Source organism: Exiguobacterium sp. BMC-KP, assembly GCF_001275385.1.
GTDB lineage: Bacteria > Bacillota > Bacilli > Exiguobacteriales > Exiguobacteriaceae > Exiguobacterium_A.
In genome coordinates this window covers 151,656-177,204 of sequence record NZ_LGIW01000015.1, presented here as the reverse complement: position 1 = coordinate 177,204, position 25,549 = coordinate 151,656, and the positions used below count along the sequence as shown (strand labels likewise).

Sequence of the window (25,549 nt, the reverse complement as noted above, 5' to 3'; positions counted from 1 at the left end):
TTCCACATCATGCAGCAGGTTACCGATCTTTTAAACGACGTTTCCGTTCTATGATCGCCTGCATCAGTTCCGCTTGAGCACGGATATCTGTTTGTTGATTCAATCGTGACTTTTCTTCTTCTAACAACCGACGTTGCTGTTCATTTTGGACGGCACGAATATAATGACTGAGCAAATCAGGATCGTATTCAGGCATCAACATGAACTCTAAATCTGCTACGATTCGTTGCAAGGAGGCATCGTGCAACATCGTCAAAAAACGATCTGGACTTCCTTGCGTACCTGTTCCATAAAATTCATATAGCTTGCCGGCAATCAATTGGTGTGCCGGATCATTGAATTGGACACCTAGTTGCTCTCGCACTTCAAGACAGACTTCTTCTGAACGGATCATGTAGGCAAGCAAGAAGCGTTCTGCCTTTTTCCAGTTCGCAAAAGTTCGATCAGGAGGTGCTATCGGTGCAGCAGCTGGGCGATCGAAAACGATTTGTTCTCTCTTCGGTTGTTGAACGGTTGGACGCACTTGTGCGATCAAGGAGTCTTTCGAAAGTTTGAATTCCTCGGAAAGCTTCCCTAAATAAATATCCCGTAACAACGGATTGGATGTTCGACCAATCTCTTCAAGCATAGTTTCAATATATCGAACGCGTTCTCCTTCTAATCGCAAGTTTTTTCCTTGTCGAAAATAAAAAGATTTGAATTCAAGACTTGAAACTCGTTCTTGTTCGATCCAGTGTAAAAACATCTCTTCTCCCTGATTTCCAATGAAGGAGTCAGGGTCTTCATCATCCGGTAAACGGATGACGGAACAGTCGACGGCAACTGCTTCGAGTAGTTGTAAGGCTTTTAACGTCGCAGCGCGTCCTGCTTTGTCTCCGTCATAACAAATAATGACTTCATCGACGATGCGCGCTAAATTTTGTGCGTGAACAGGTGTTAAGGCAGTTCCTAAAGAAGCCACCGTATAAGGTATACCCGCTTGAGCGACACGCACAACATCAAGATTTCCCTCAACAAGAACAACTTGTTTGATTTTACGCATCGCCCCTCGTGCTTGGGCGAATCCAAATAACAGTTCACTTTTATTAAACAAAGGTGTTTCTGCTGTATTGACATATTTCGGATCACGACCATCAATCGATCGTCCACTAAATCCGACAATCGTGCCATCACGATCGGAAATAGGAAATACGACTCGACCGTTGAATCGATCTCGATAATCGCCATCGCGTCCGATTGAAATCAATCCCGCTTCGACCATCTCATCTAGATCAAACCCCCGGCGCGCCAACGAATCTACAGTAAAGCGGTCTTGATCCGGTGCATATCCCAGTCGAAACTCACGCATCGCACCTTCCCGGATACCGCGATTCTCTAAATAGACACGTCCAGCGTCGCCCGCTTCCGTTTGAATCAACACTTCATGGTATAACTCAGTGACGATCCGGTGTGCTTCGCGCATCCGAAACTTCTTTTCCTGTTCTGGCGTCGATTCCGATTGTTCAAATCGATCCGGCTCCAGTTTTGGAAGTGTGACGTCGCTACGGTCTGCTAATTTGGAGACGGCTTCTTTGAAACTCATTCCTTCTGTTTCCATGACGAAAGTGATGGCATTTCCTCCTGCACCACATCCAAAACAGTAGTACATTCCTTTATCAGGAGAAACAGAAAAGGAAGGTGATTTCTCAGAATGAAACGGGCAAAGCCCTGAATATCGATTCCCTTGTTTTTTTAATTCTACACGTTCTGAAATCAATTCGACGATGTCCGTTGCTTGGCGGACCTGATCGACGACCTCATCAGGAATTCGCTTCATTCCGTCCTCTCCCCTTTCCTTGAGAACTTATCCTTACATGACCATACCCGCAATGAAACGGAACGATGACTCGTTCCGTTTCATTAGAAAAAGGGCATTATCTCATTTATCAGCTAAACAAGTATACTATGTTCCTGACTACTTGACTAGTCATGCGCCTTCCCAGAAATTCCGGTCAATATCAGGTTTGCCGTTTCCTCGACTGCTTTATTCGTCACGTCGATAACCTGGCATCCAATCCGTTCGTATAAGTTACGTGCATATTCGAGTTCACGGTTAATCCGGTCCATCTGCGCATAGGCCGCTTCTGGCTTGAGTCCTAAAGAACGCAATCGCTCCATTCGAATATCAATTAACTTTTCCGGAGAGATGAGTAATCCAAAACACTTTTCTTTTGGAATATCGAACAACTCTTCCGGTGGAATCGATTCGGGTACGAGTGGCACGTTTGCTACTTTATATCGTTTCAAGGCCAAATACTGCGAGAGTGGTGTTTTTGATGTACGTGACACCCCAATTAAGACGATATCTGCCCGTTTGATGCCTTTTGGGTCACGTCCATCGTCATATTTAACAGCAAATTCGACCGCTTCGATTTTCCGGAAATATTCCTCATCTAAGCGATAGATCAATCCTGGTTCTTCCTTAGGCTGCATCTGCAAACGATCTTCCATCGTATCGAGCAATGGACCAAGAAGATCGATTGCCTTTACACCGTGCGCACGCGCTGTATCTGCAAGTAGACGCCGATGCGTCGCATGGACGATCGTAAACGCGATCGTCGCTTGCTCTTCCTTTGCGTGGAGGACCAAGTCATAAATGACTTGATCATCATCGACAAACGGGACTCGGACCGTTTCGATAGCTTGTTCCGGGAACTGGATAGCGGCTGCGCGGACGACGAGCTCACACGTCTCTCCGACAGAGTCACTCACGACATAAATCCGTTGACGCATCAGGAACCCTCCTTAAATTTCTTCATCACGTGCTAACGCGACCAATACTTTCGTCATATTCGTTTTCGTCATTCGACCAACGACTTTTAAGACTCCGTTCTCTTCTTCGACGACAGGCATCGAATCAATCTGCTTTTCAATCAATTTCATACCGGCACCAATCAACGTCTCAGACTTTTCACACACCGTTAAATTCGGCATCCGTGTCATGATGATATTAACAGGTAACGAGTCTAATTCTTGATTACCGATTGCCGCACGTAGAAAATCCTTACGTGACAAGACACCGACTAACGCGTGATCCTTACTGACAACGAACAGAGAACCGACATCTTCCAAAAATAAGTGGACGATCGCATCGTACACGGTCATCCCTTCGTGAATGACCTTTGCCGATGACATGAATTCACCTACGGTCAAGGTGTCGAGTTTCTCGTGAAGCATGGAAGCATTTTTCTTCCCGACGTACATATAGCCGACGCGCGGACGTGCTTCTAACATGCCGGTCATCGTTAAAATAGATAAATCGGGTCGGAGCGTCGCCCGCGTCAGGGAGAGCGCTGCCGCAATCTGCTCTCCCGTGATCGGACCGTTCTCTTTGACGATTTGGAGTATCTTTTTTTGCCGTTCATTTAACTTCATCGGCTCATCCGTCCTTTTTCTTTACGCTAAAGTAAGTGCATTGAACCTAGCGACTGATTCGATGGCTTCCGCAAATCGTTTCATTTCGCTGAGGCGGTTCGTACGGACCGTTTCGTCATCCGTCATGATCATCGTACCGTCAAAATATGCCGTGATCGACGGAACAGTTGCCTCGAGTGCTGTCAGTGCTCGTTCATAGTCGAGTACAGCAATCGCTTGTTCAACTTCTGGTAACGTCTTCTCGATTGCCTCATGCAATGCGCGTTCCGCATCATTTTCAAAGAGTGTTGGATCAACAGCTGTTACCTGTTCTGCCTTCTTCGAAATGTTCAAGACACGACTCAATTGTTCGACCGTTTTCTTAAATGACTCTTTCTTCGTTGCACCTTCAAGCATCGTAGCACGCTGTTCATTCGCTTCAACCGTCAATGTATGATCAAGAGCGGCTTCAACGACATCATGACGGAAGTTCATTTCCGATAGACGGTACTTCAAGCGTTGTGCAAAGAAATCTTGTAATGCAGCTTGAACTTCTTCGGCATCCTTCGTATAAAGACCTTCTACCACTTGTTCCGAAACGACGAAGGCAATCAGTTCTGTTAATGTCAGGCTCAACTTACGATCCGATAAAATCTGAACGATCCCTTGCGCTTGACGACGTAATGCATATGGATCCGCTGACCCACTTGGAATCATGCCAACACCAAAGAATCCAGCGACGCTATCCATCTTATCGAGAATCGCATAAAGCGTTCCTGTCGGCGTTTCCGGACTTGCATCTCCCGCAAAGCGCGGCATGTAGTGTTCGCGAATCGCAGCCGCGACTTCTGCATCTTCATTTTTCATGTTTGCATATCGTTCACCCATCAGACCCTGTAATTCAGTGAATTCATAGACCATTTGACTGACGAGATCGAATTTATAGATTTGTCCTGCTCGTTCGACACGTGTTTTATCTGCTCCAACACGATCGGCAAGTGCGAGTGCCATTTGGCGAACACGACGGACTTTTTCTCCTGTCGTTCCTAATTTTTCATGGAAGACGATTTTATCGAGACGTTTCGCTTGTTCATCGATATCTGCTTTTTTATCTTCTTCATAGAAAAATTGCGCATCTGCCAAACGGGCACGGATGACTTTTTCATTTCCGCGTGCCACGTTTTCAATGTGTGTGGCGTTTCCGTTTCGTACCGTCACGAAGTAATGAAGCAACGTATCGTTACGTTTAACTGGGAAGTAGCGTTGGTGTTCTTTCATCGTCGTGATCAAGACTTCTTCTGGTAACTCAAGGTACGCTTCATCGAACGCACCAAACAGAGCTGTCGGATACTCGACAAGGTTCGTGACTTCTTCAAGTAATGTAGCATCGATTGGTACTTCGAATTGTTCACGTGCCGCGAGTGCTTTAATTTGTTCTTCAATTAACTGGCGACGTTCTTCGTAACTAACAATGACGTGTTCGCCAGCAAGTGCTTCGACATAGGCATTTGGACGCAAGATCGTGATATCTTGTCCGAGGAAACGATGTCCACGTGACGTCCGACCTGTTTCGACAGATGCAACTTCAAACGGGATGACTTGATCATCAAGCAAAGCGATCAACCAACGAATCGGACGCATATAACGCAATGATTGTGTACTCCAACGCATGTTTTTCGGGAATGTCATTGCTTCAACGACTTGTTTTAAGCCAGGAAGCAGATCTGCTGTCGCTTGTCCGACTTCCTTACGCGTCGCATATAGGTACTCGACTCCTTTTTCTTCACCAAGGAAGAGATCATCCGTCGTTAATCCTTTACCGCGCGCAAATCCTTCTGCTGCTTTCGTCCAGTTCCCTGCTTCGTCCATCGCGATGCGTTTTGCTGGTCCTTTTAATGTTTCTTCGAGGTCACTCTGACGCGCTGCGAGACCCTTGACGTAAACTGCTAGACGGCGTGGCGTCGAGAATGATTCGACGCTTGCAAACTCAATCCGTGCTTCTTCGAGGAAACGCGTCACGCGCTCCTTAAGTTGTGTTTCCGATTGAAGGACGAATCGAGCCGGCATCTCTTCTAAACCGATTTCAAGTAATAATTCATGCATGTGACTCACCTGCTTTCGACTTGATCAATGGGAAGCCAAGACGTTCCCGTTCTTCGATGAAACTTTGCGCACAACGGCGCGACATGTTCCGAACACGATGAATGAATCCTGTTCGTTCCGTGACAGAGATCGCTCCTTTTGCATCGAGGAGGTTAAAGGTATGTGAACACTTCAAGATGTAATCATATGCCGGGAAAACGAGGTTCTCATCCAAAGCACGATTTGCTTCTTTTTCGTATTGATCGAACAACGTAAAGAGCAATGCGACATCTGATGTTTCAAACGTATACTTCGAGTGTTCAAATTCTGGTTGATAGAAGATGTCACCGTATTTGAAGCCATCTGTCCAAACGAGATCAAACACGCTTTCGACATCTTGAATGTACGAAGCGAGACGCTCGATTCCGTAAGTGATTTCTACTGCGATCGGATTACACTCGATTCCTCCGACTTGTTGGAAGTACGTGAACTGCGTGATTTCCATTCCGTTCAGCCATACTTCCCAACCGAGACCAGCAGCACCAAACGTCGGGTTCTCCCAGTTATCTTCTACGAAACGAATATCGTGTTCGAGTGGGTTGATGCCGAGTAATTCGAGACTTTGTAAGTATAATTCCTGAATGTTATCAGGCGATGGTTTCATGATGACTTGGAACTGATGGTGTTGGTATAGACGGTTTGGATTTTCTCCGTAACGACCATCTGCTGGACGACGTGATGGTTCTGTATAACAGACGTTCCATGGTTCTGGTCCGAGACTCCGTAAGAACGTCATCGGATTCATCGTACCGGCTCCTTTTTCTACGTCGTATGCTTGCATCGTCAAGCAGCCTTGTTCTGCCCAAAATTTTTGTAATGTCAAGATCATGTCTTGTACTGTCATCTTCACGACTTTCACCTCCGAAATGATTAGGGAACGCAAAAAACGCCCCTATGTACAACAATCGTTGCACATAGGGACGAGACAAGCCCGCGGTTCCACCCTACTTGCATGCATCGCATGCCACTCTTTTTGACAAAGAACACTCCGAAACGCCGTTCGCGCCCCTCTCACTTCCAGCTCACACCACCCTGGAATCGCTTAATTGAGAAAAAGACGGTACTCCTTTTCGTCATCGTGTTCATTTAGTTGCTTCTTCCGCATTCATTCTACCGAACCCGCTTGTTGCTGTCAATCGTTGCCGAAATCAATCAACTGGTCGAGAACGCGTTTTGACCGCAGACGCAACCCGCTGTAGCGTTCCATATAAGCATCCATGATTTGACGCAACAAACGCTTCGTTTCCGGCTTTACCGTCACGGTACCGATCCGTGAAAAATCGTAAACGGAAAATACGTACAACATCTTCGCGACCGCTTCCGTCATGAAGACAGCATGTTCATCCTCGTGGCGATGACGACGACATAACAGACCTCCATGGTGCAGCGAAAAAGCAAATGGTGCTTCTGTACTTCCGCAAATCGTACATCCATTCAAGTGCGGTGCAATCCCTAAGTGGCGCAATAGACGTAACTCGATGATGAAGGAGACAACGTCTGGATCGAGTCCGTCATCCATCGCCTCAAGTCCTTCAACGAATAAATCATACAGCGCCGGTTGTGGCACCCGTTCATCAAGCGCCTTATCCGCAAGCTCAAGCAAATACATCGCATATGCCATCAAGACAACATCTTGCCGGATATGCGCATGGCTCGTGATGACATCTGCCGATTTCAACTGACCGAGACCACGTGACCGTGGATAGATATAGACGGCTCGGACGAAAGGTTGGCTCGCCGCGTTAAAACGACTCCCAGGTTTCTTCGCTCCTCGCGCCATGACGGCGAGCTTGCCGAATTCACGTGTCAGTAGCGTGACGATCTTATTCGATTCACCATATACGACCGTTCGTAATACAAGCCCTTCCGCCTTATCAATCATCGCTTAATACTCGTCATCGCGGAAGCCAAGTTCACGCAATTGACCTGCCTTGTTCCGCCAATCCTTTTGGACTTTGACCCACAAGTTCAAGTAGACTTTCGTCCCGAGTAACATCTCGATGTCCGTTCGTGCTTCAGAACCGATTTCTTTTAGAAGTGCGCCACGCTTTCCGATGATGATTCCTTTTTGAGAATCCCGCTCAATTAAGATCGTCGCATGAACATCAACCATGTTCCCGTTCTCGCGCGTCTTGATTTGATCAATCGCAACTGCAATCGAGTGTGGTACTTCGTCGCGTGTCTTTTGCAAGACTTTCTCGCGGATCATTTCCGAGATGATGAAGCGTTCCGGGTGATCGGTGACTTGATCCGCAGGATAATACATCGGTCCTTCTGGTAGAATCTTCGCGATTTCTTCAAGCAATGGTTCAACATTATTGCCTTGAAGCGCAGAGATCGGAACGACTGCCGCAAACTCGAGTTCATTTTTGTATGACTCGATGATTGGCGGAATATCATTCGGATGAATCAAGTCGACCTTATTCATGACGAGAATGATTGGTGTATCGAGTTCCTTCAATTTTTCAATGATGAAGTCGTCACCTTTTCCTTTTGGTTCCGTCACGTTGACCATGAATAAAATCGCATCGACTTCACGCAAAGCGTTCGTCGCGACCTTCATCATGAAATCGCCGAGTTTATGTTTTGGTTTGTGAATCCCTGGTGTATCGATGAAGATCGTTTGAACATCTTCTGTCGTATAGACACCTTGAATCTTATTACGCGTCGTTTGCGGTTTATCAGACATGATGGCAATCTTTTGTCCAATGACGCGATTGAGGAATGTCGATTTTCCGACGTTCGGGCGTCCGATGATCGAGACAAAGCCCGATTTGAATCCTTCTTTAAACATGTAAATCCCCTTTCGTGAATGCTCCTGGTAACAAGGCACCCACTGTTGTTTCAGTGACGTCTCCTTTGAGGTTCGTCAAATAGATTGGCATATCAGCGTCACACATTTCAGATAACACTTGACGGCATTGTCCGCATGGTGCAACCGGTCCTTCTGTGTCTGCAACGACAGCCATAGCTGCATATTCGCGCGCATCTTGTGCCCATGCAGAGAAGATGGCTGTCCGTTCTGCGCAGTTACAAAGACCATATGCAGCGTTTTCAATGTTACAGCCGTGGAAAACTTGTCCGTCCTTCGTTAATAGAGCAGCACCAACTTGAAATTTCGAATATGGAACATACGCTTTTTCGCGTGCACGTTTAGCTTGTTCGAGTAATTGTTCTGTTTTCATGTGAATATCCCCTTTTTAGGAACGGTATTGGCCAAAAAGGCCGGATTCTTATTGTACCAAATATGGGATGAAGATGCATAGTGCAATTGCAACAGATGTAAGCGCCAACACAAGAACTGCTCCACTTGCGATGTCTTTGACTGCTTTTGCGAGCGGATGCCACTCCTGCGTCACGAGATCAACGATACGCTCAAACGCTGTATTGAACATCTCAGCACTAATGACCATGCCGACCGTCAAGAATAGAATTGCCCTCTCGACAGACGTCAACGGTAACAAAAAGGCGACTAGTAACACGATACCGCCAATGATGACATGAACTTTCATATGTCGTTCTTCTCGAATCGATTGGCGCAATCCGTTCATTGCATGTCGAAACGGTTGCCACCAACTATTCACAATGTGCCCCGGAATAACTCGAAGTGATGCAGGATTTCCTCCTGTCGCTTCGTCATAACTTCTTCGTCTGCTTTTTCAATATGATCGTAACCGAGTAAATGTAGGAACCCATGAACGGCAAGGAATCCGAGTTCTCGCTCGAAATGATTTCCATACTCTGCCGCTTGTTCGCGACACCGTTCAACCGAGATGATCAAGTCACCAAGAACGATTGGTTCATCTTCAAGTAATCCAAAGTCAATTTCATCTTCTCCAAGTTCTTCCATTGCAAAAGAGATGACGTCTGTTGCCTGATCTTTCCCACGCCATTCACGGTTGATTTCTTGAATCTCATCGTTTGAAACGAAGGTTACGGACAACTCACTATTCGAATCGACTTCTTCTTGTTCTGCTGTATAGATTAAAATCGATTCGACAAGTTGTTGTTGTTCTTCCGTTAGACGATTGTTTTCGTCTGTCATATAAATATTCATGTCGTTGCCTCTTTCTTTAATTCTGGATACTCGATTCGTTCATGGAACAAACCGGATAAGGTATGGCACGCACTCTCACCGACACGATAAATCTCACGCGTCGTGATATCACATTCCGCAAATTGATCATCCATCATCTTTTCACGAATGATTTTCGCGACCAAGTCCCGAATTCCTTCTTCCGAAGGAGCTTTCATCGAACGAACGGCCGCTTCAATCGAGTCAACGATCATGATAACTGCTGCTTCACGCGTTTGTGGTTTCGGTCCTGTATAACGGAATGTCTCTTCATCGACCTCACCTTGTTCTGCTGCCTTGACATAGAAGTACCGCAGTAGAGAGGTTCCGTGATGCTGACGACAAATATCGATGATGGCTGCAGGAAGTTTTGCGTCTTCAAGCAGTTCAACACCGTCCTCCGTATGTGCCAAGATGACTCGCGCTGACTCTTCGGGCTGAAGTCGATCATGCGGATTACGTCCATGCTGATTTTCAATGAAATAGAGCGGGCGTCGCGTTTTCCCTAAGTCATGATAATAAGCTCCGACTCGTGCAAGCAATCCATCTGCCCCGATTGCTTCGCAAGCCGTTTCCGCTAAATTTGCGACCATCATACTGTGATGATATGTTCCAGGTGCTTCGACCAATAGCTTTTTCAACAGTGGATGCGTTGGATTGAGCAGTTCAAGTAATCGTGTTGGTGCTAAAATACCGAATGTCATTTCAAGGAATGGTAATAACCCAATTGCAAGAACGGCACTCAAGATACCACTAGCAATCGCAAAGCCGATTAAAACCAGTGTTTCTCGCAGTTCAAACGTACCACTTCGTAACAGAACGAACGCTAAGAAAATCGCGATATTTGCTCCAGCAATCGAGATACTACTCATGAAAATACGACGTCGTGATAGACTAGACCGCAGGAAAAATGTTGCGACTAAACCACCGACTAATAAATAAATTGCAATATTAAAGCTGAAGTTTTGATTTGTACTATAGAAAAATGTTCCAGCAAGTGCAGTAAAGAGCGAACTCGATAATGCAATCCGTTCATTCAACAAATTTCGTAAAACAAGCGCAGCAAAAGCTGTCGGCGTGAGTAAGTAGAAAGCTGGATTGATGTCGTCCGCTAAAAAGGCAATACCATACATGACGAGTAATTGGAGACTGACGACGAGATAGACCAGTCCGAACAATCGAATCCGTCCCATCTGAGCGTAACGTAGTTTCGAACGATGAATGAACCCAAACAAAAAGGCAGTCATCAACGCACTTACAAGCATCGCTCCTAATAATGGCTTCAGCGACTGACGGTCAGAAATCAAGCCAACGAGTTGGAGCTGACGATAGGCATCTTGTGAAATGACCTCTCCCCGTTTAACGATCACTTCTCCTTCAGAAATAATGACTGGTTCGACTTTATCACTCGTCTGTTTGCGAAGCTGCTCCGTCTTTTCCGGATCATAAACGTAGTTCGTTACGATCAGTTGATCGGTCAACGCTTTGGCAACCGCTTTTAAAGAAAAGGACAACGGTGAACGTTCAATATCGGTTCTAGCGTTCTCACGTGCTTCAGCCACTTCACCACCGTCGGACGAGATGCGTTGACGCATTGCTTCTTCAATCGCTGTGATGACGACATCCCGTGTCGTATCACGGAGTGCTGTGGTTGATGACACGAGCAAACGTAACTCATCATCCTTTAAAAGAGTTGCCGCCTCCGTTCCGCGGAGACGCTGTTTGATTTTGCTAATCTCATCCGCTTTTTTTATACCAGATAAACTGGCAAAAAGTTGTTCCACTTTATCAATTTGCTGTGCTGCATACTCTTGCTTAATCGTATACTGACTCTCGATTGCAGCAATCGAATTTTCTTTGATTTGATTTGTCGCGGTCCGGTCTTCTATCGTTAAAGGTGACCGGATATCTTCTTCTGCAATTGAGAATGGTTCTGCGGACAAGGCTTCTGGTCGAACACTGACATACATCATCGTTGATACGACGAGATAGAATACTACTGTCAAAAGACCGACCCAGACCCCAACCTTGCGCATATCATCTCCCCCTTTTCCCTCTATTTCCGTAACGGCTTAGGTCAAATCTTGACTGTAAGCATCAACGATTTTTCGGACAAGTGGGTGACGCACGACATCAGCTGAACCAAAGTGTTCAAAATGAATCCCTTTGACATTTCCAAGCAGATGCAAAGCTTCCTGTAGACCAGATGTTTTTCCACGCGGGAGATCAACTTGTGTTAAATCGCCCGTAACGATCATCTTCGAATGGAATCCGAGACGCGTCAAGAACATCTTCATTTGTTCCCGTGTCGTGTTTTGTGCTTCATCAAGAATGACAAAGGCGTGTTCAAGCGTCCGCCCCCGCATATAAGCGAGTGGCGCAATTTCAATGACACCACGTTCGAGCAAGCGAGCCGTGTGCTCGACACCAAGTACGTCATGTAACGCATCGTACAAAGGACGTAGGTAGGGATCCACTTTTTCTTTTAAATCCCCAGGAAGAAATCCAAGATTTTCTCCTGCTTCTACGGCCGGCCGGGTCAAGACGAGTCGTTTAACGTGCCCTTCCTTCAGTGCTTTTGCTGCCATCACGACTGCGAGGTACGTTTTACCGGTTCCTGCCGGTCCAATACCGAATGTTAAATCACAGCGATCAATTCCTCGAACATAGCGCGCTTGACCAAGCGTCTTTGCACGAAGTGGTTTTCCTTTATGATTCGTATGAATGACCGTGTCGTAAAGTTCTAGAAGTTCATCTACCCGATCTTGACGAGCGAGTTGAATGGCACTCGTCGCGTCACGCTCTGTTAAAACAGCTCCACGATTAACAAGTTGTTTCAAGACACCAACGACTTGTCCTGCTAAGATCACAGACTGTTCCTGTTCGGATTGTGCCAACAGCTCATCTCCACGATGCGTAAGCTGAACTTCAAGTTCTGCTTCCATCGTACGTAAGACTGCGTCATTCGGACCGACAAATGCTTGAATCTGTTCTGAATTCGAAAATGCAAATGGGATTCTTTCATTGAATATCACGTTGTGAATGGCCTCCTAGTCATGGATAACAAGTTGTCATCGCTTCATATCTAATCTCTTCCACTTTAGCACTTCCGTCGAAAAGATGGAAAGAAAAACCCGTTTCCACCATTTAGGAAATAAAAAGAGTCGATCCTCTTGGTTTTTAGGATCGACTCACTGTACAATTATTAGCGTTTGCGCTTGGAAACAGGTGCTCCAAGAACTTCACTCCAAACGATGGCACGTCGCATTTCATCTTGGGAAATCGCCGTTGCTGACGCTGAACGACTAGACGATCCAATGGCACCATCTGCTACGCTATCTTTGATTTCACCAATCGTCGAAGAGGGCATTCCTTTTTTCGAATGTTTCTTTTGACGTTGATCGAGCTGCTTTTGTAAATCTGTTCTTTCATGAACCGGTCGAACTTTCGTCTGAGTCACTCCTGGTTGCTTCTTCGCAGGTGCTTTTTTTCGAACGACCGGCGGAGGTGTCGCTTCTTGTCGTACTGTATCCACCTGTTCGACCATTTGTTTCACGTATTCACCAAACTCCTTTGAAGGAGTCCGATTCGTCTGCTTCGGTTTTTTATCTGCTGCTTTTGAGATGACAGAGATGACACCGAATGCGATCATCAATCCGACCCATATGATATCCATACCGTCTCACCCTTTACTGCGAGTCATTTGATGATGATTGTCCACCGATCGCTTGGCGCATTTTCGTATCTGCCGTCACGTTCAAGTAGTTCGCATAATCCATGACACCAAAGTTACCATCACGCATTGCTTCCGCAATCGCAAGCGGTACTTCAGCTTCAGCAGCGACGACTTTCGCACGCATCTCTTCAACACGTGATTTCATCTCTTGTTCGCTTGCAATCGCCATCGCACGACGTTCTTCCGCTTTCGCTTGAGCAATGTTCTTATCTGCTTCTGCTTGGTCCGTTTGCAGAACCGCACCGATATTTTTACCGATATCGATGTCTGCAATATCAATCGAGAGAATCTCAAACGCTGTACCCGAATCGAGTCCTTTTGCAAGAACCGTCCGAGAGATCATCTCCGGGTTTTCAAGCACTTCTTTTTGGTCATTACACGAACCGATCGTTGAGATGACACCCTCACCAACACGCGCAATGACGGTTTCTTCCCCAGCACCACCGACGAGACGATCGATGTTCGCACGCACCGTAATCCGGGCTTTTGCCTTCACTTCAATCCCGTTCATCGCAACACCGGCAATGAATGGTGTTTCGATGACTTTCGGGTTAACTGACATCTGAACAGCTTCAAGCACATTACGACCAGCAAGATCAATCGCTGCTGCGCGTTCAAAACTCAGTTCGATATTCGCACGATGTGCTGCAATCAAGGCATTGACAACGCGGTCAACGTTACCACCGGCGAGGAAGTGACTTTCTAACTGGTTCGTATTCAAGTTCAGTCCCGCTTTTACTGCCTTAATCAACGGATTGACGATTTTAGATGGTGTAACTCGACGTAGTCGCATCCCGACTAATGTAAAAATCGATACACGTACGCCTGCTGCGAGCGAACTAATCCATAGTGGGATCGGAACGAGCGTGAAGAAGATGGCGAGGAAAATCAAAATTCCTCCAGATATGAGTAATACGGTCAATAGTTCAGGTGTCATGTGTGGGACTCCTCCTTCGTATGTTGGACTCTAACAATAACGCGTCCATGCGTCACTTCTTTAACGACGATTGTTTCCCCCGCTTGAATGAAGGTCCCTTCCGTTACGGCATCGATTCGGTTTCCATCGATTTCAATCGTTCCTGATGGACGCAGAGGCGTCAAACTGACTCCTTCTTGCCCTAACAGTTGTACTTTTTCTTGATGAGAAAGATACCCTTTCTCAGACGATGTCGAATCCGTCAAAATCAAACCTCTCCACAGTAGTGACTGATTTGATTTGATTCTACGATACGCCCAGAATCCGGCCGCAAGTGAGAGAAACACAGCAAGTCCGATCGCTAGACCGACTTGTCCAACGGTCGCTCCTGCCATGATCAAACTAGCAAGGACAGAACCGATTCCGAGGACTCCAAAGATTCCGAACCCCGTGACGAATATTTCGACCAGTAACATGAGGACCCCGATCATGAAGACCGCCAAAATCATCCCTAAGCTAAACGTCATGCGTACGTTCACCCCTTTTCATTCGTGTCAGAAGCTACTTCTTTTGCACTTTGATTCGTTACTATAATTATATACGCTTTCAAAACAAAAAGGTTTCATGACTATTCTGAATTCATGAAGAAACTTTAAAAGTGTGACAGGAACGACAAAAAAAGGTGCCCCAAGGGACACCTTTTCATGTATTAAGCGAGACGTTGTTTGACGAGTCGATTAATCAAAGCACCGTCTGCCTTGCCTTTAAGCTGTGGCATGACGACACCCATTACTTTCCCCATATCCGAAGGAGCAGAGGCACCCGTCTGCGCAATAGCTGCGTCGACGATTTCCTGTACTTCTTCCTCGGAAAGCTGTTTTGGCATATAAGCTTCGAGCACGACAATCTCTGCTTGAATTTTCTCGACGAGATCGTGACGACCAGCGCTTTCGAATTCTCGGAGGGAGTCGTTGCGCTGCTTCATTTCACGTGAAAGAATAGTTAATTCTTCCTCGTCCGTCAATTCTTGCTTACCGAGTTTGATCGTTTCATTTTGCAGCGATGATTTCACCATGCGAATCGTCGTAAGACGATCTTTTTCGCGAAGACGCATGGCATCTTTCATATCCGCTGTCAAACGCTCCTGAAGACTCATGAGGATACACCCTCTCTAACGTTAGAACTTCTTACGCTTACGCGCAGCCTCCGATTTAAGCTTACGTTTTACACTTGGCTTTTCGTAGTGTTTACGTTTACGAACTTCAGCAAGCGTACCATCTTTTGAAACACCACGTTTGAAGCGACGAAGTGCGTCTTCAAGTGATTCATTTTTACGTACACGAGTTTCCACTAGTTTTCCCTCCCTCCGATATTACCGACTAAAGGAAACGTGTCAGACACGTCATACAACATTATAGTAGGAATATACAATTTGGTCAACAGTTGATTCAAGCGACTTTTCTGTACCCTACGCTGTTCCTTTTTGTTCCTTTCTATCCTCTCATGGTTGCACCCTTTTGACAACAAAATCTAATCATTCCTGCATCAAAATTCAGAAACTTCTTTGTAAGCGTTATCATTATTTTTTAAAATGTTTTGTCAAAATGGGTGATGATGTGTCAAAATATAGACAATTATCAAAAAAAGGAGTGTGACATCACTTATGAAAGAAGCAAAGCGCATCATCTGGGGATTGATTCTCGGGGTGATCCTCGGAATCATTCTTGCAACCTTACCGGATAAGTCGATCTATGAGGGATTGAATAAATATGCTTTACAACCCATCGGGACGATTTTCCTAAACTTGATTAAGATGCTCGTCGTACCGATCGTCTTCTTCTCGATCACTCTTGGCGTCATGGGTCTTGGTAATCCAAAAGAGCTCGGTCGTGTCGGCGGAAAGGCAATCGGCTACTTCATGACGACGACGGCTGTCGCGATTGTCATTGCTCTCGGTTTGTCATTACTGATTAAACCGGGTACGTTCGGAACGTTTGCTACAAACAATCTGGAATATGATAGCGGGAACCTTCCTGACACAAGCTTGATCAATACAATTGTCGGTATGTTCCCGACGAACCCGATCACTTCGATGGCAGAAGGCAATATGTTGCAAATCATCGTCTTCAGTGTCTTTATCGGTTTTGGAATTACGTTCCTCGGTAAAAAGGTTTCGACGTTACGGACGTTCGTCGAACAAGGAAACGAATTGATGACGTACCTCATTACACTCGTCATGAAGATGGCACCACTTGGAGCATTTGCTTTGATTGCTTCAGCAGTTGGTTCACAAGGATTTGATTCGTTAAAAGCGATGGGACTTTACATGGGTGTCGTTATCTTATCCCTGTTCGTTCACTCCATATTGACGTACGGTTCGACTGTTTCACTGCTCGGAAAGATGAACCCCTTCTTCTTCTTTAAAAAGTTTGCACCCGTCATGCTGTTCGCTTTCTCGACGTCTTCGTCGAACGCAACGCTCCCTGTCGCGATGCAAACGGCTCAAAAAGAGTTGAAAGTACCACGCTCCGTGTCAAGTTTCGTCCAGCCACTCGGTGCGACGATCAATATGGATGGAACAGCAATCATGCAAGGGGTCGCGACCGTCTTCATCGCGCAAGTCTATGCTGTTGATTTAACACCAGGACAACTTGCAACTGTCGTCCTGACAGCCGTTCTTGCATCAGTCGGAACTGCCGGTGTACCAGGAGTCGGACTCGTCATGCTGACGATGGTTCTTCAATCGGTTAATCTACCGGTCGAAGGGATTGCTTTGATCATCGGTGTCGATCGTCTTCTTGATATGATGCGGACGGCAGTCAACATCACAGGTGATGCAGCATGTGCCGTCATCGTCTCGAAATCAGAAGAAGGTAATATTAAAGAAGAAGAGGAAACGGATGAGCGTTACGCTTAATTCGCGTTTCTCGCCTAACGAAAAGGACGTTCCGCCAATCGGCAGAACGTCCTTTTTTCGATACGTTCAGTTATTTCGCTAAGACGAACGAGCTGAGTCCCTCAACACGAACCGTACCTGAAACAGTGCGGATCGCTTTTGTTCCTGCTTGTTTACCATCTACGAGAAGCTTCCATTTTCCTTTCGGTAGCTTCATGTCAACTACTGTTCGATTTGCATTGTGAATGACATATAAATCGTTCTTCTGTTGTGGCGCGTCGTCATCTAGTCGATACGCAACGACTTGTGCCGGCGCTGCTTCAAACGTCAAGTAACGACGGATATCTTTCGCTGTTGCTAAATGAAGCCCTGGATTCTTCTTACGTAATGCAATTAATCCCGTCATATAATCGACGTCTTGTTGACGATCCATCTTCCGTTTCCAATCGAGCTGGTTGACAGAGTTCGGTGATTTATATGAGTTATGATCGCCGCCTTTTGTCCGCATGAAGTCCTGACCTGCATGGATGAACGTCGTCCCTTGTGACGTCAGCAAAATACTTGAAGCTAGACGGTGCATCTTCGTCTTCGTTGCATCATTATCCTGCGGATTCGTCAGGTTCAACTTATCCCATAACGTATGGTTGTCGTGTGCTTCAACGTAAGTGATGGCTTGATCCGGTTCTTGCGTAAATCCTTGGATGTCTTTATCGTAAGCAATCTCACCAACGATGCCGCGTTTAATCCGTTTTTCAAGACCATTCGCTCCATTAATGAAACCAGCATCTGAATCGACGAAGACACTACCTTTGAGTGCATCGCGCAAGTTGTCGTTGAAATGACCGATTCCTGGCATTTGCTTCGTGTTCGTCTGATTCGCCTTGTCAGTTTCCGGAAGTGGCGTACCAAGGCTCCATCCTTCTCCGAATACAAGAATCGACGGATCAATGCGTTTTGTCGCTTGTTTGACGGCATTCATCGTCTTGACGTCGTGAATTCCCATCAAGTCAAAGCGGAAGCCGTCCCAGTGGTATTCTTTCGCCCAGTATGAAACGGAGTCCACGATCAGTTTGTGCATCATTTGACGCTCAGAAGCTGTATCGTTTCCGACACCAGTTCCGTTCGCTAAATCGCCGCCTTCCGTATAGCGGTAATAATAACCCGGTACGATTTTATCAAGATTTGATGCCTTGGCGTCAAACATGTGGTTGTAGACGACGTCCATGACGGCACGAAGTCCATTGTCATGGAGTCCTTGAATCATCTGCTTCATTTCTGTAATCCGGACTTTCGGATCATATGGATTTGTCGCGTACGATCCTTCTGGAGCGTTATAGTTCTTCGGATCGTAACCCCAGTTGTAGCTCTTAAGTGGATTCGTCTCATCGACGGACGCTGTGTTGAAGTCGTAGACTGGGATAAACTGAACATGCGTAATACCAAGTTCCTTTAAATGATCTAGTCCTGTCTTCGTTTTCGTTTTCTTGCCGTCCTTCGTCAAACGAGTACCTGATTCAATGACACCAAGATACTTCCCTTTTTGTCTGATGCCGGAATCGTAACCGGAGTTCTTCACATCAAACATTGATAAATCACGGACGTGGGATTCATAGATGATCGCGTCTGTTGCATGACGAAGTGGTATTTTTCCATTCGTCCAACGTTTTGGATTCGTCTCACGTAAGTCGACGACGACACCTTGATCTCCGTTAACAGCAACTGCAGTCGCATACGGATCAACGGCACGTGTCGATTCTTTTGCGTGTTTGACTTCGTATGTGTAACCGACACCGTCAAGGTCGCCCTTGACCGTCACTTGATACACACCACGATCCGTCCGTTTCATCTGAATTTCTCGAGTAATATCTTTTGTCGTAGCTGCTTGTTGTTTTGGTAAACGATATAGTTCAAGTTCAACAGCTTGCGCTGTCGGTGCCCAGACCTTGAATGTCGTCTTCGATTTCTGATAATCGACGCCAAGCTTGCCATCGTAGGCATATTTTTGGTCAAACGCTTTCGAACGCAGTACCTTCCCTGCTTCAAGAACTGCTTCTCCAAAAGCAGGATGCGTCACGCGGACGACTTTTGCTAGATCAATATCAGAAGCGACTTCGACTTTCGCCGTCTTGGCATCGATCGTTGTGACGACTGGATTCGTTAGACCTTCAAAGGTAAATGCCTTTAAATCTTCTTCTGTCATCGGTGTATTCGTTTTTAACGTCACCGTCCGGAAATCATCTGCTAAAAAGCTCGTAATTTTCGGTGTCCGATCGATTTCTGGTTTACTGTAGTACACTGTCTGGTCACCTTCGATCAACCAGATGTCTTTCGCACCTGCATAGAAGAAACGATCGGCTCCATCTTTTTCCGACCATCCCTCAAGATGAGGAATGACGCCTGCAAGACGTGCTTTCGTTGGGTTATCAAGCGTTACCTTGGCAACGGCACCGAATTCATCCTGCTGATCGAATTCGAATCGTTTGCCATCTTGCGCTTCCGGCCAAGACCAGACGCCGTATTTGTCATAATCATTGTCATATCGATAATAGTGGATGTTCGTGTCGATTTTTTCAACATCTGCTCCATTGCTTGGATTGACCGTTGAGATGTCCTTACTTCCCGACTCGATCCAAATTTCGGCAACACCATTTTTAATCATGTCTTTCGTGATGAAGCGATCATTCTCAGATCCTCCATCCTTGTTCCAGTTATCATCTCGCACGATGAAGCCGACTTTTTCCGGCTGATCAACTGGAAATTCATAAGCTGCGACTTTGCCGTAAGCATCCTCGCCATTAAAGGCATGTGCTTTATTCGGAAAATAATCCGGGCCATTTGCCCATAACCACAGGTTCCAATCCTTCGTGGCATTCGAGTCTTCCTTGTAGTGAATGATGACCAATGTAGACTTTCCTTTTTCCAGTGCTTGACCGGATAAAGACAGTCCACTAAATATTAGTGCAAACGTTAGCGCAACGATACAAACGAGTCTTATGCGTTTCATACGATAGCCATCTCCTTTGTTATGTAATCGTTTTCATTCTGCATCCGTTTACAAGTCCTGTCAAAGCCTATTTGATGATTCAAAAGGAAAATAAGACTTTTGAACCAAAGTGATTCGGTTGGATGGAACACGACAAAAAAGAACTATCCGTGTGGTAGACAGTTCTTTTTTGTCGATTTTAAGAAGACGCGAGGATGGCGTGAAGTGTAGCTTTCATTTGTCGCATGGATTCATCCGATGCAAAGAAGTACCATACCCCATCGTTTGCGATGTAGCCTTCTCCGTCTAACTTTAATGGTTTCAGCTGTTTGAATCCCGGCTGATTTTCTTGAGCAAGTTGTGCCGCCACTTCAAAACCGATGTTCGTCGCGAAATTATGCTTCATGACATTCGTGATTTCTTCCATTTTGGTCAGTAAACGAGGTCCCGCCAGTTTAGCACCGACGGCTTCTAAAACTTGACGTTGTCGAATCTGTCTGCCCATATCGCCGAGTGGATCCTGTTTTCGCATACGTGCGTAACCACTCGCTTCTAGACCGGTCAAATGAATTTTGCCTTTCTCATACTCCTTTTGTAGACGGCGGTCGTTCCAGCTGAAGGCGGATGGATTATCCACTGTGACACCGCCAACAGCATCAACCAATTCAATCAAACCATCCATATTAATCTTAGCGTAATATGGAATATCGACATCAAACGTCTGTTCCACCGTTTCGACCGTCTCCTTCACTCCACCATAGGCATACGTATGATTGATCTTCGTCTTTTCACCCGTCGGTATTGTGACTTGCATGTCGCGTGGAATGGACAACGAAGTCGCTTGCTTCGTTTTCGGATTAAACGAGAGTAGCATGATCGCATCTGCCCGTCCCTTATCATTCTTACGCTCATCCACACCGATCAATAGGACATTGACTGGCTTCATCGATGCGAGCGGCTTTGCTTGTTTTCCATCCAACGGCTGTAAAAAGGAATGTGCCGTTTGTTGGATTTTTAAAAATGCCAGTCCCGTCGAAGCGCTAGCAACCAGGACGACCACGAGCAGAAGCGCACTGATGACGCGCCAGATGATCGGAGGTCTTCGTTTATCGATGCGTGATTTCATACTCTGTTCTCCTTCACAATTTGTCCTCGTACGTCTTCATCAAACCAGCAATGTTCGAGTTGTGCAGAAACAGCACCGAATCGATTTGCTTTTGTTTGGCGAATCGGGAAACGTCAAATGATTTTGGAACGTATCGGATGTCCACGACTTCTAAGTTGGCACTTTTCGCAAGCAACGGTAACACAGGATTCGCAAACGAATCCTTTAAGACCAAGATCGTCGGACGATTTTGATTCGCCGCTGATTTCATTGACATGATACCGTGATTTCCACGAAGGAATACCTCGTACCGATCGACGTAATCACCTTCTTGTTTGACGAATGATTCATCGATGACAGGACGTCCACATTTCCCTTCATAACAAACATCAATGCCGTTGAAGAACGCAGGATCATAGTAATCCAGACGATCACCTGACGCCGCATAGGAGAGCGTCGTTTTTCGAGCTAAAGATCCGTAGTAGGCATGTTGATCCTCTTTCCGCCACTTCGTCTCAGGTAACGCTGTTGACAGCCCTATCCCTTTTGTGATGACTCGGTAGGCTTCTGTTGCACCATCGATGTTCCAGTGATGATCCGTCTTGAAGTAGTCATTTAACTTCAGTTCCTGCAAAGAAAGATTGGTCATCCCCGCTGCTTTAAAGTCTCGTACCATTCCTTCATAACGTACACTCGCATTGGAAGCGACATAAGACGGAATTAGTTTGTCCCGTTCCGCGATGACGGTTTTAGACGGTGCTAATGCCATATAGACCGGACGATCGACTTCTTCAACGAATTGTTTGAAGGCTAGCGGAATTTTTACGTTTCCTGATGCACTCGGTTCAATCATATAATCGTTTTTTGCCGTATAAATGCCATTGCGAAACGGCTGTCGAAAAACATCTTTTGATAAAAGTGCCTGTATCTCGACGAACGTTCCTCGCAACAGTAACTGATCCGTGAAATAGGTCTCCATCTTGAGCATATCTTTCCCTGTGGCAATTCCTTCGACGGTCGGATCGACAGATTGGGCAAGTGTCCGGTTCTCAAGCTGGGACCGGACACGGTCTTCCCGGACAATCGTTCCGAGTCCGATCGCCAGTAACACAACAATGAAACTGATAATCGTCATCCACATCATGATTCGTTCGAAAGAAGGTTTTTTATTCGTATGCTGTTGCGTTTTCATCAATGGCTGTTCCATGGATAGACCTCCTTTTTAGAACCGGAAATAGATGAACGGATTAAACGTACTCGCAACGAGTGCCGATGTCGCAAGGAACAACATCAACATGGCGTACCCATACTGCATCGTCGTTCCGACTTTCCCGAGAGAGACGACGACACGTTCTCCGAGATATTTCGGAATCGGCGTCGCCGCGATACACGCGACAAACAACAGGACACCATTTTGAACGAGTTGGTAACTCGCCCGATCATCCCATAGCACATCGGGTACAAACATCGCTTGAATATACGTAACGGCTTCCGGGAACGTCTCTGAACGGAAGAATACCCAACCGACGAGCACGAGGACTAGCGTCCAGATTGTCGAGACGACTGGCATGCGCTCCAGCCATTTCCCGAGAAATGCTTTCTCAAGCATGATCCAAATTCCGTAATATGCACCCCAGGCGACGAATGTCCAACTCGCACCATGCCAAAGGCCTGTCAACATCCAGACGATCGCCAAATTTCGATATTGCCGCCACGGCGAAACGCGATTCCCTCCTAGCGGAATATAGACATAGTCGCGGAACCAAGAGCCGAGTGAGATATGCCAACGACGCCAAAATTCTGACACGGATTTTGAAATATACGGGTAGTTGAAGTTCTCTAGGAAATGGAATCCGAACATCAGTGCTAATCCGATCGCCATATCGCTATATCCAGAGAAATCAAAATAGATTTGTAAGGCATAAGCAATGATTCCAATCCATGCTAGTCCCATCGAAAGGTCTTTCATATTAAAGACAGCGTCTGCGACTTGACCACATCCGTTCGCAAGAATCAATTTTTTCGATAGTCCGATCGTAAAGCGACGAACACCCCGCGCAAAATCCGATACCGTCTCTTGACGCGATTCGATCTGACTTGCAATCGTGTTGTAGCGGACGATCGGACCTGCGACAAGTTGCGGGAAAAACGCTATATAAAGGGCAAGGTCGAGCGGATTCTTTTGCACCGCTTCCTTCCCTTTATAAATATCGATGACGTAACTCATCGCATGAAATGTATAAAAGGAAATCCCGAGCGGTAAGACGACTTCCGGAACGAACCAACTCAGTCCAAATGATTCATTAATGGAGCGGACGAAAAATCCGCTGTACTTAAACCAGCCGAGCAATCCGAGATTGACGGCGATCATGCTGAACATGATCCACTTCACTCCGACACGTTGCCGGTAAAAATCAACGAATAGGGCAAAGAAGTAATTGATTACGACGCTGAGTAGCATCAATAAGGCGAAGCGCGGCTCCCCGAACGCATAAAAGAACAGGCTGGCAACTAACAGCCAGCCGTTACGAAATGTCCGAGGTAACACGTAGTACACGAGCAGTACTGCCGGCAAGAACAAAAATAAAAAAATCGTCGAACTAAACAGCATAGGTTGCTTCCTCCTCTGCCTTGACGTATTGCGCAATCGCGAGTTCTCGGAGATGGACCCGGAAGTTCCCTTCGTTTAAGAACTTCCAGGCAATTTTGAAATAAGCTGCTCCTGGCACACGCTCCATCTCGAGCTGTACGACCGTCTCATTCGTCAACGTCAGTTGCTCAGTCTCAGAAACCATCCGCTTCTTCTGCCCATACTGCATCTTGAATACTTGAACGACACATGGTTCTGCCACCTCAAAACGGCATGTCACTTGAATGATGTCACCTGTCAGCTCAGCATCTTTTCGATACAGTTTTGAAGGCGGATGTTGAAATCCTTGATCGAACAACTGTAGATACAGTTTGTCAGTCGCTATCGCATCTTGAAAATCAAAGCACACACCCAGCGCTGCATCTTCGAGCAAAATCTTTTCCTGAGTACCGAACGGAAAAAACTGATAGCTCGCGACGGTCAGCTCCTTATTCATACCGGTACCTCACTCATAATCGCATCGACGATTCGTTCCGCTGCCTGTCCATCTCCATACGGGTTCGCGGCTTTCGCCATCGATTGATAGAAGACTTCGTCCGTCAATAATTGATGGCTCATCGCATAGATGCGCTCTGGATTCGTACCGACTAGTTTCAAGGTTCCTGCTTCGACACCTTCAGGTCGTTCCGTCGTCTCCCGTAAGACAAGAACGGGAACGCCGAGTGAAGGTGCTTCTTCTTGAATCCCACCTGAATCTGTCAGGATGAAGGAAGCGCGCGCTGCAAGGTTATGGAAATCAAAGACATCGAGCGGTTCAATCAACTGAATCCGCGGATGATGTTCCAAGCGAGCTGCCGCTTCTAGCACGACCGGATTCGGATGGACCGGATAAACGATTTCAATTTCCGGATGATCATTTGCTAACCGTTCAATCGCATCAAAAATCGTTGCCAGTTGTAAATGATTCTCACGGCGGTGAACCGTCAGTAAAACGAGTTTTCGCCCGGACTTCTCAAGTCGCGTCAGCACAGGATGCGTGTAGCTTGCAGAAACGGTTGTCTTGAGTGCATCAATGACCGTATTGCCGGTTACGATGATTGGTGCCTGTTTGTTCTCAGCACGTAAGTTCATCGCCGCCTGTTCGGTTGGTGCAAAATGATAATCCGCCAACACACCTGTCAATTGACGGTTCATCTCTTCCGGAAACGGTGCATATTTTTCATATGTCCGCAATCCGGCTTCGACATGACCGACTGGAATTTGTTGATAGAACGCCGCTAAGGAGGCAGCGAACGTCGTCGTCGTATCCCCATGGACAAGGACGAGATCCGGCTTTTCCTTTTCGAGGACACGGCGCATTGCGTTTAGGATACGCGCTGTCATCTCTTCTAACGTTTGACGCGGACGCATCAAATCCAAGTCATGGTCCGGAGTGATTTGGAACAACTCGAGTACTTGATCGAGCATTTCCCGGTGTTGCGCCGTTACGACGACGATTGGTTCGACATCTGGACGGTTTTCAAGTGCTTTTACGACAGGTGCCATCTTAATGGCTTCAGGTCGTGTTCCGAATACGAGCATGACACGTTTCATCTACTTCATCCCCTATCTCATTTCATGATGATCGTTCAATCGTCTCGCCTCTCATCTGCTGCTCGATGTCACCGATTCGACCGGTTCGCTTTTTCGCAACATAGTGAGTGGCTTGCTTTT

24 protein-coding genes and 1 other annotated feature are annotated in these 25,549 nt (G+C 46.3%); of the genes, 1 reads left to right on the top strand and 23 read right to left on the bottom strand.

Going from position 1 to position 25,549, the window contains the following annotated elements; translation table 11 throughout:
* Nucleotides 1–19 precede the first annotated feature (19 nt).
* The 17 genes from dnaG to rpsU form a co-directional block, all read right to left on the bottom strand.
* The gene (gene dnaG, locus ADM98_RS06395; protein ID WP_053452750.1) at nucleotides 20–1,816 is read right to left on the bottom strand and encodes a DNA primase; all 1,797 of its coding nucleotides are present in this window, start codon (nucleotides 1,814–1,816) and stop codon (nucleotides 20–22) included.
* A gap of 146 nt (nucleotides 1,817–1,962) precedes the next feature.
* A complete protein-coding gene (locus tag ADM98_RS06390; RefSeq protein WP_053452749.1) occupies nucleotides 1,963–2,772 on the bottom strand; it encodes a pyruvate, water dikinase regulatory protein in 810 nt (269 codons plus the stop codon).
* Nucleotides 2,773–2,784: 12 nt separating this feature from the next.
* Entirely contained in the window at nucleotides 2,785–3,414 is a 630-nt protein-coding gene (locus ADM98_RS06385; protein ID WP_029341036.1) for a helix-turn-helix transcriptional regulator, read from the bottom strand.
* Nucleotides 3,415–3,435: 21 nt separating this feature from the next.
* The gene (gene glyS, locus ADM98_RS06380; protein WP_053452748.1) at nucleotides 3,436–5,496 is read right to left on the bottom strand and encodes a glycine--tRNA ligase subunit beta; all 2,061 of its coding nucleotides are present in this window, start codon (nucleotides 5,494–5,496) and stop codon (nucleotides 3,436–3,438) included.
* A complete protein-coding gene (gene glyQ / locus ADM98_RS06375; protein ID WP_029341034.1) occupies nucleotides 5,489–6,379 on the bottom strand; it encodes a glycine--tRNA ligase subunit alpha in 891 nt (296 codons plus the stop codon). The genes glyS and glyQ overlap by 8 nt, the downstream gene beginning before the upstream one ends.
* A gap of 69 nt (nucleotides 6,380–6,448) precedes the next feature.
* Nucleotides 6,449–6,621, bottom strand: a binding site (T-box leader).
* 46 nt (nucleotides 6,622–6,667) lie between these two features.
* Complete coding sequence (gene recO / locus ADM98_RS06370; protein ID WP_053452747.1) at nucleotides 6,668–7,417, bottom strand: DNA repair protein RecO; 750 nt, start codon at nucleotides 7,415–7,417, stop codon at nucleotides 6,668–6,670.
* A gap of 3 nt (nucleotides 7,418–7,420) precedes the next feature.
* Complete coding sequence (gene era, locus ADM98_RS06365; RefSeq protein WP_053452746.1) at nucleotides 7,421–8,329, bottom strand: GTPase Era; 909 nt, start codon at nucleotides 8,327–8,329, stop codon at nucleotides 7,421–7,423.
* Nucleotides 8,322–8,720 carry a cytidine deaminase gene (locus ADM98_RS06360; RefSeq protein WP_023467498.1) on the bottom strand — a complete coding sequence of 133 codons (399 nt, stop codon included), beginning with the start codon at nucleotides 8,718–8,720 and terminating at the stop codon, nucleotides 8,322–8,324. Before ADM98_RS06360 ends, era begins: the two co-directional genes overlap by 8 nt.
* Nucleotides 8,721–8,768: 48 nt before the next feature.
* Nucleotides 8,769–9,119 (bottom strand): diacylglycerol kinase family protein, encoded by a 351-nt coding sequence (locus tag ADM98_RS06355; protein WP_053452745.1) that lies wholly within the window; start codon nucleotides 9,117–9,119, stop codon nucleotides 8,769–8,771.
* Nucleotides 9,116–9,592: an rRNA maturation RNase YbeY gene (ybeY, locus tag ADM98_RS06350; protein ID WP_053452744.1), complete on the bottom strand. Its 477-nt coding sequence runs from the start codon at nucleotides 9,590–9,592 to the stop codon at nucleotides 9,116–9,118. The genes ADM98_RS06355 and ybeY overlap by 4 nt, the downstream gene beginning before the upstream one ends.
* Nucleotides 9,589–11,646 (bottom strand): HD family phosphohydrolase, encoded by a 2,058-nt coding sequence (locus ADM98_RS06345; RefSeq protein WP_053452743.1) that lies wholly within the window; start codon nucleotides 11,644–11,646, stop codon nucleotides 9,589–9,591. The genes ybeY and ADM98_RS06345 overlap by 4 nt, the downstream gene beginning before the upstream one ends.
* 36 nt (nucleotides 11,647–11,682) lie before the next feature.
* Nucleotides 11,683–12,645 carry a PhoH family protein gene (locus ADM98_RS06340; RefSeq protein ID WP_053452742.1) on the bottom strand — a complete coding sequence of 321 codons (963 nt, stop codon included), beginning with the start codon at nucleotides 12,643–12,645 and terminating at the stop codon, nucleotides 11,683–11,685.
* A 170-nt stretch (nucleotides 12,646–12,815) separates the two neighbouring features.
* Complete coding sequence (locus ADM98_RS06335; RefSeq protein WP_053452741.1) at nucleotides 12,816–13,286, bottom strand: hypothetical protein; 471 nt, start codon at nucleotides 13,284–13,286, stop codon at nucleotides 12,816–12,818.
* A gap of 13 nt (nucleotides 13,287–13,299) precedes the next feature.
* Nucleotides 13,300–14,283 (bottom strand): flotillin-like protein FloA, encoded by a 984-nt coding sequence (floA, locus tag ADM98_RS06330; protein WP_053452740.1) that lies wholly within the window; start codon nucleotides 14,281–14,283, stop codon nucleotides 13,300–13,302.
* Nucleotides 14,280–14,789, bottom strand: a complete 510-nt coding sequence (locus ADM98_RS06325; protein WP_053452739.1) for an NfeD family protein — start codon at nucleotides 14,787–14,789, stop codon at nucleotides 14,280–14,282. Before ADM98_RS06325 ends, floA begins: the two co-directional genes overlap by 4 nt.
* A 182-nt stretch (nucleotides 14,790–14,971) precedes the next feature.
* On the bottom strand, nucleotides 14,972–15,418 hold the full coding sequence (locus tag ADM98_RS06320; RefSeq protein WP_035409225.1) for a GatB/YqeY domain-containing protein: 447 nt from the start codon (nucleotides 15,416–15,418) through the stop codon (nucleotides 14,972–14,974).
* A 21-nt stretch (nucleotides 15,419–15,439) separates the two neighbouring features.
* The gene (gene rpsU, locus ADM98_RS06315; RefSeq protein ID WP_012369719.1) at nucleotides 15,440–15,613 is read right to left on the bottom strand and encodes a 30S ribosomal protein S21; all 174 of its coding nucleotides are present in this window, start codon (nucleotides 15,611–15,613) and stop codon (nucleotides 15,440–15,442) included.
* 312 nt (nucleotides 15,614–15,925) lie between these two features.
* Between rpsU and ADM98_RS06310 the strand changes: the two genes are divergently transcribed.
* Entirely contained in the window at nucleotides 15,926–17,179 is a 1,254-nt protein-coding gene (locus ADM98_RS06310) for a dicarboxylate/amino acid:cation symporter (RefSeq protein ID WP_053452738.1), read from the top strand.
* Nucleotides 17,180–17,249: 70 nt separating this feature from the next.
* Here the strand turns inward: ADM98_RS06310 and pulA are convergent, their stop codons facing one another.
* The 6 genes from pulA to wecB form a co-directional block, all read right to left on the bottom strand.
* Nucleotides 17,250–20,162 (bottom strand): type I pullulanase, encoded by a 2,913-nt coding sequence (pulA, locus tag ADM98_RS06305; protein WP_053452737.1) that lies wholly within the window; start codon nucleotides 20,160–20,162, stop codon nucleotides 17,250–17,252.
* 178 nt (nucleotides 20,163–20,340) lie between these two features.
* Nucleotides 20,341–21,267 carry an LCP family protein gene (locus ADM98_RS06300; protein ID WP_053452736.1) on the bottom strand — a complete coding sequence of 309 codons (927 nt, stop codon included), beginning with the start codon at nucleotides 21,265–21,267 and terminating at the stop codon, nucleotides 20,341–20,343.
* A 13-nt stretch (nucleotides 21,268–21,280) separates the two neighbouring features.
* Nucleotides 21,281–22,453 carry a DHHW family protein gene (locus tag ADM98_RS06295; RefSeq protein ID WP_053452735.1) on the bottom strand — a complete coding sequence of 391 codons (1,173 nt, stop codon included), beginning with the start codon at nucleotides 22,451–22,453 and terminating at the stop codon, nucleotides 21,281–21,283.
* Nucleotides 22,454–22,468: 15 nt separating this feature from the next.
* Nucleotides 22,469–23,857, bottom strand: coding sequence for an MBOAT family O-acyltransferase (locus tag ADM98_RS06290; RefSeq protein WP_053452734.1), 1,389 nt, complete (start codon nucleotides 23,855–23,857; stop codon nucleotides 22,469–22,471).
* Nucleotides 23,847–24,332 (bottom strand): hypothetical protein, encoded by a 486-nt coding sequence (locus tag ADM98_RS06285; protein WP_053452733.1) that lies wholly within the window; start codon nucleotides 24,330–24,332, stop codon nucleotides 23,847–23,849. Before ADM98_RS06285 ends, ADM98_RS06290 begins: the two co-directional genes overlap by 11 nt.
* Nucleotides 24,329–25,429: a non-hydrolyzing UDP-N-acetylglucosamine 2-epimerase gene (gene wecB, locus ADM98_RS06280; RefSeq protein ID WP_053452732.1), complete on the bottom strand. Its 1,101-nt coding sequence runs from the start codon at nucleotides 25,427–25,429 to the stop codon at nucleotides 24,329–24,331. The genes ADM98_RS06285 and wecB overlap by 4 nt, the downstream gene beginning before the upstream one ends.
* Nucleotides 25,430–25,549: the final 120 nt, after the last annotated feature.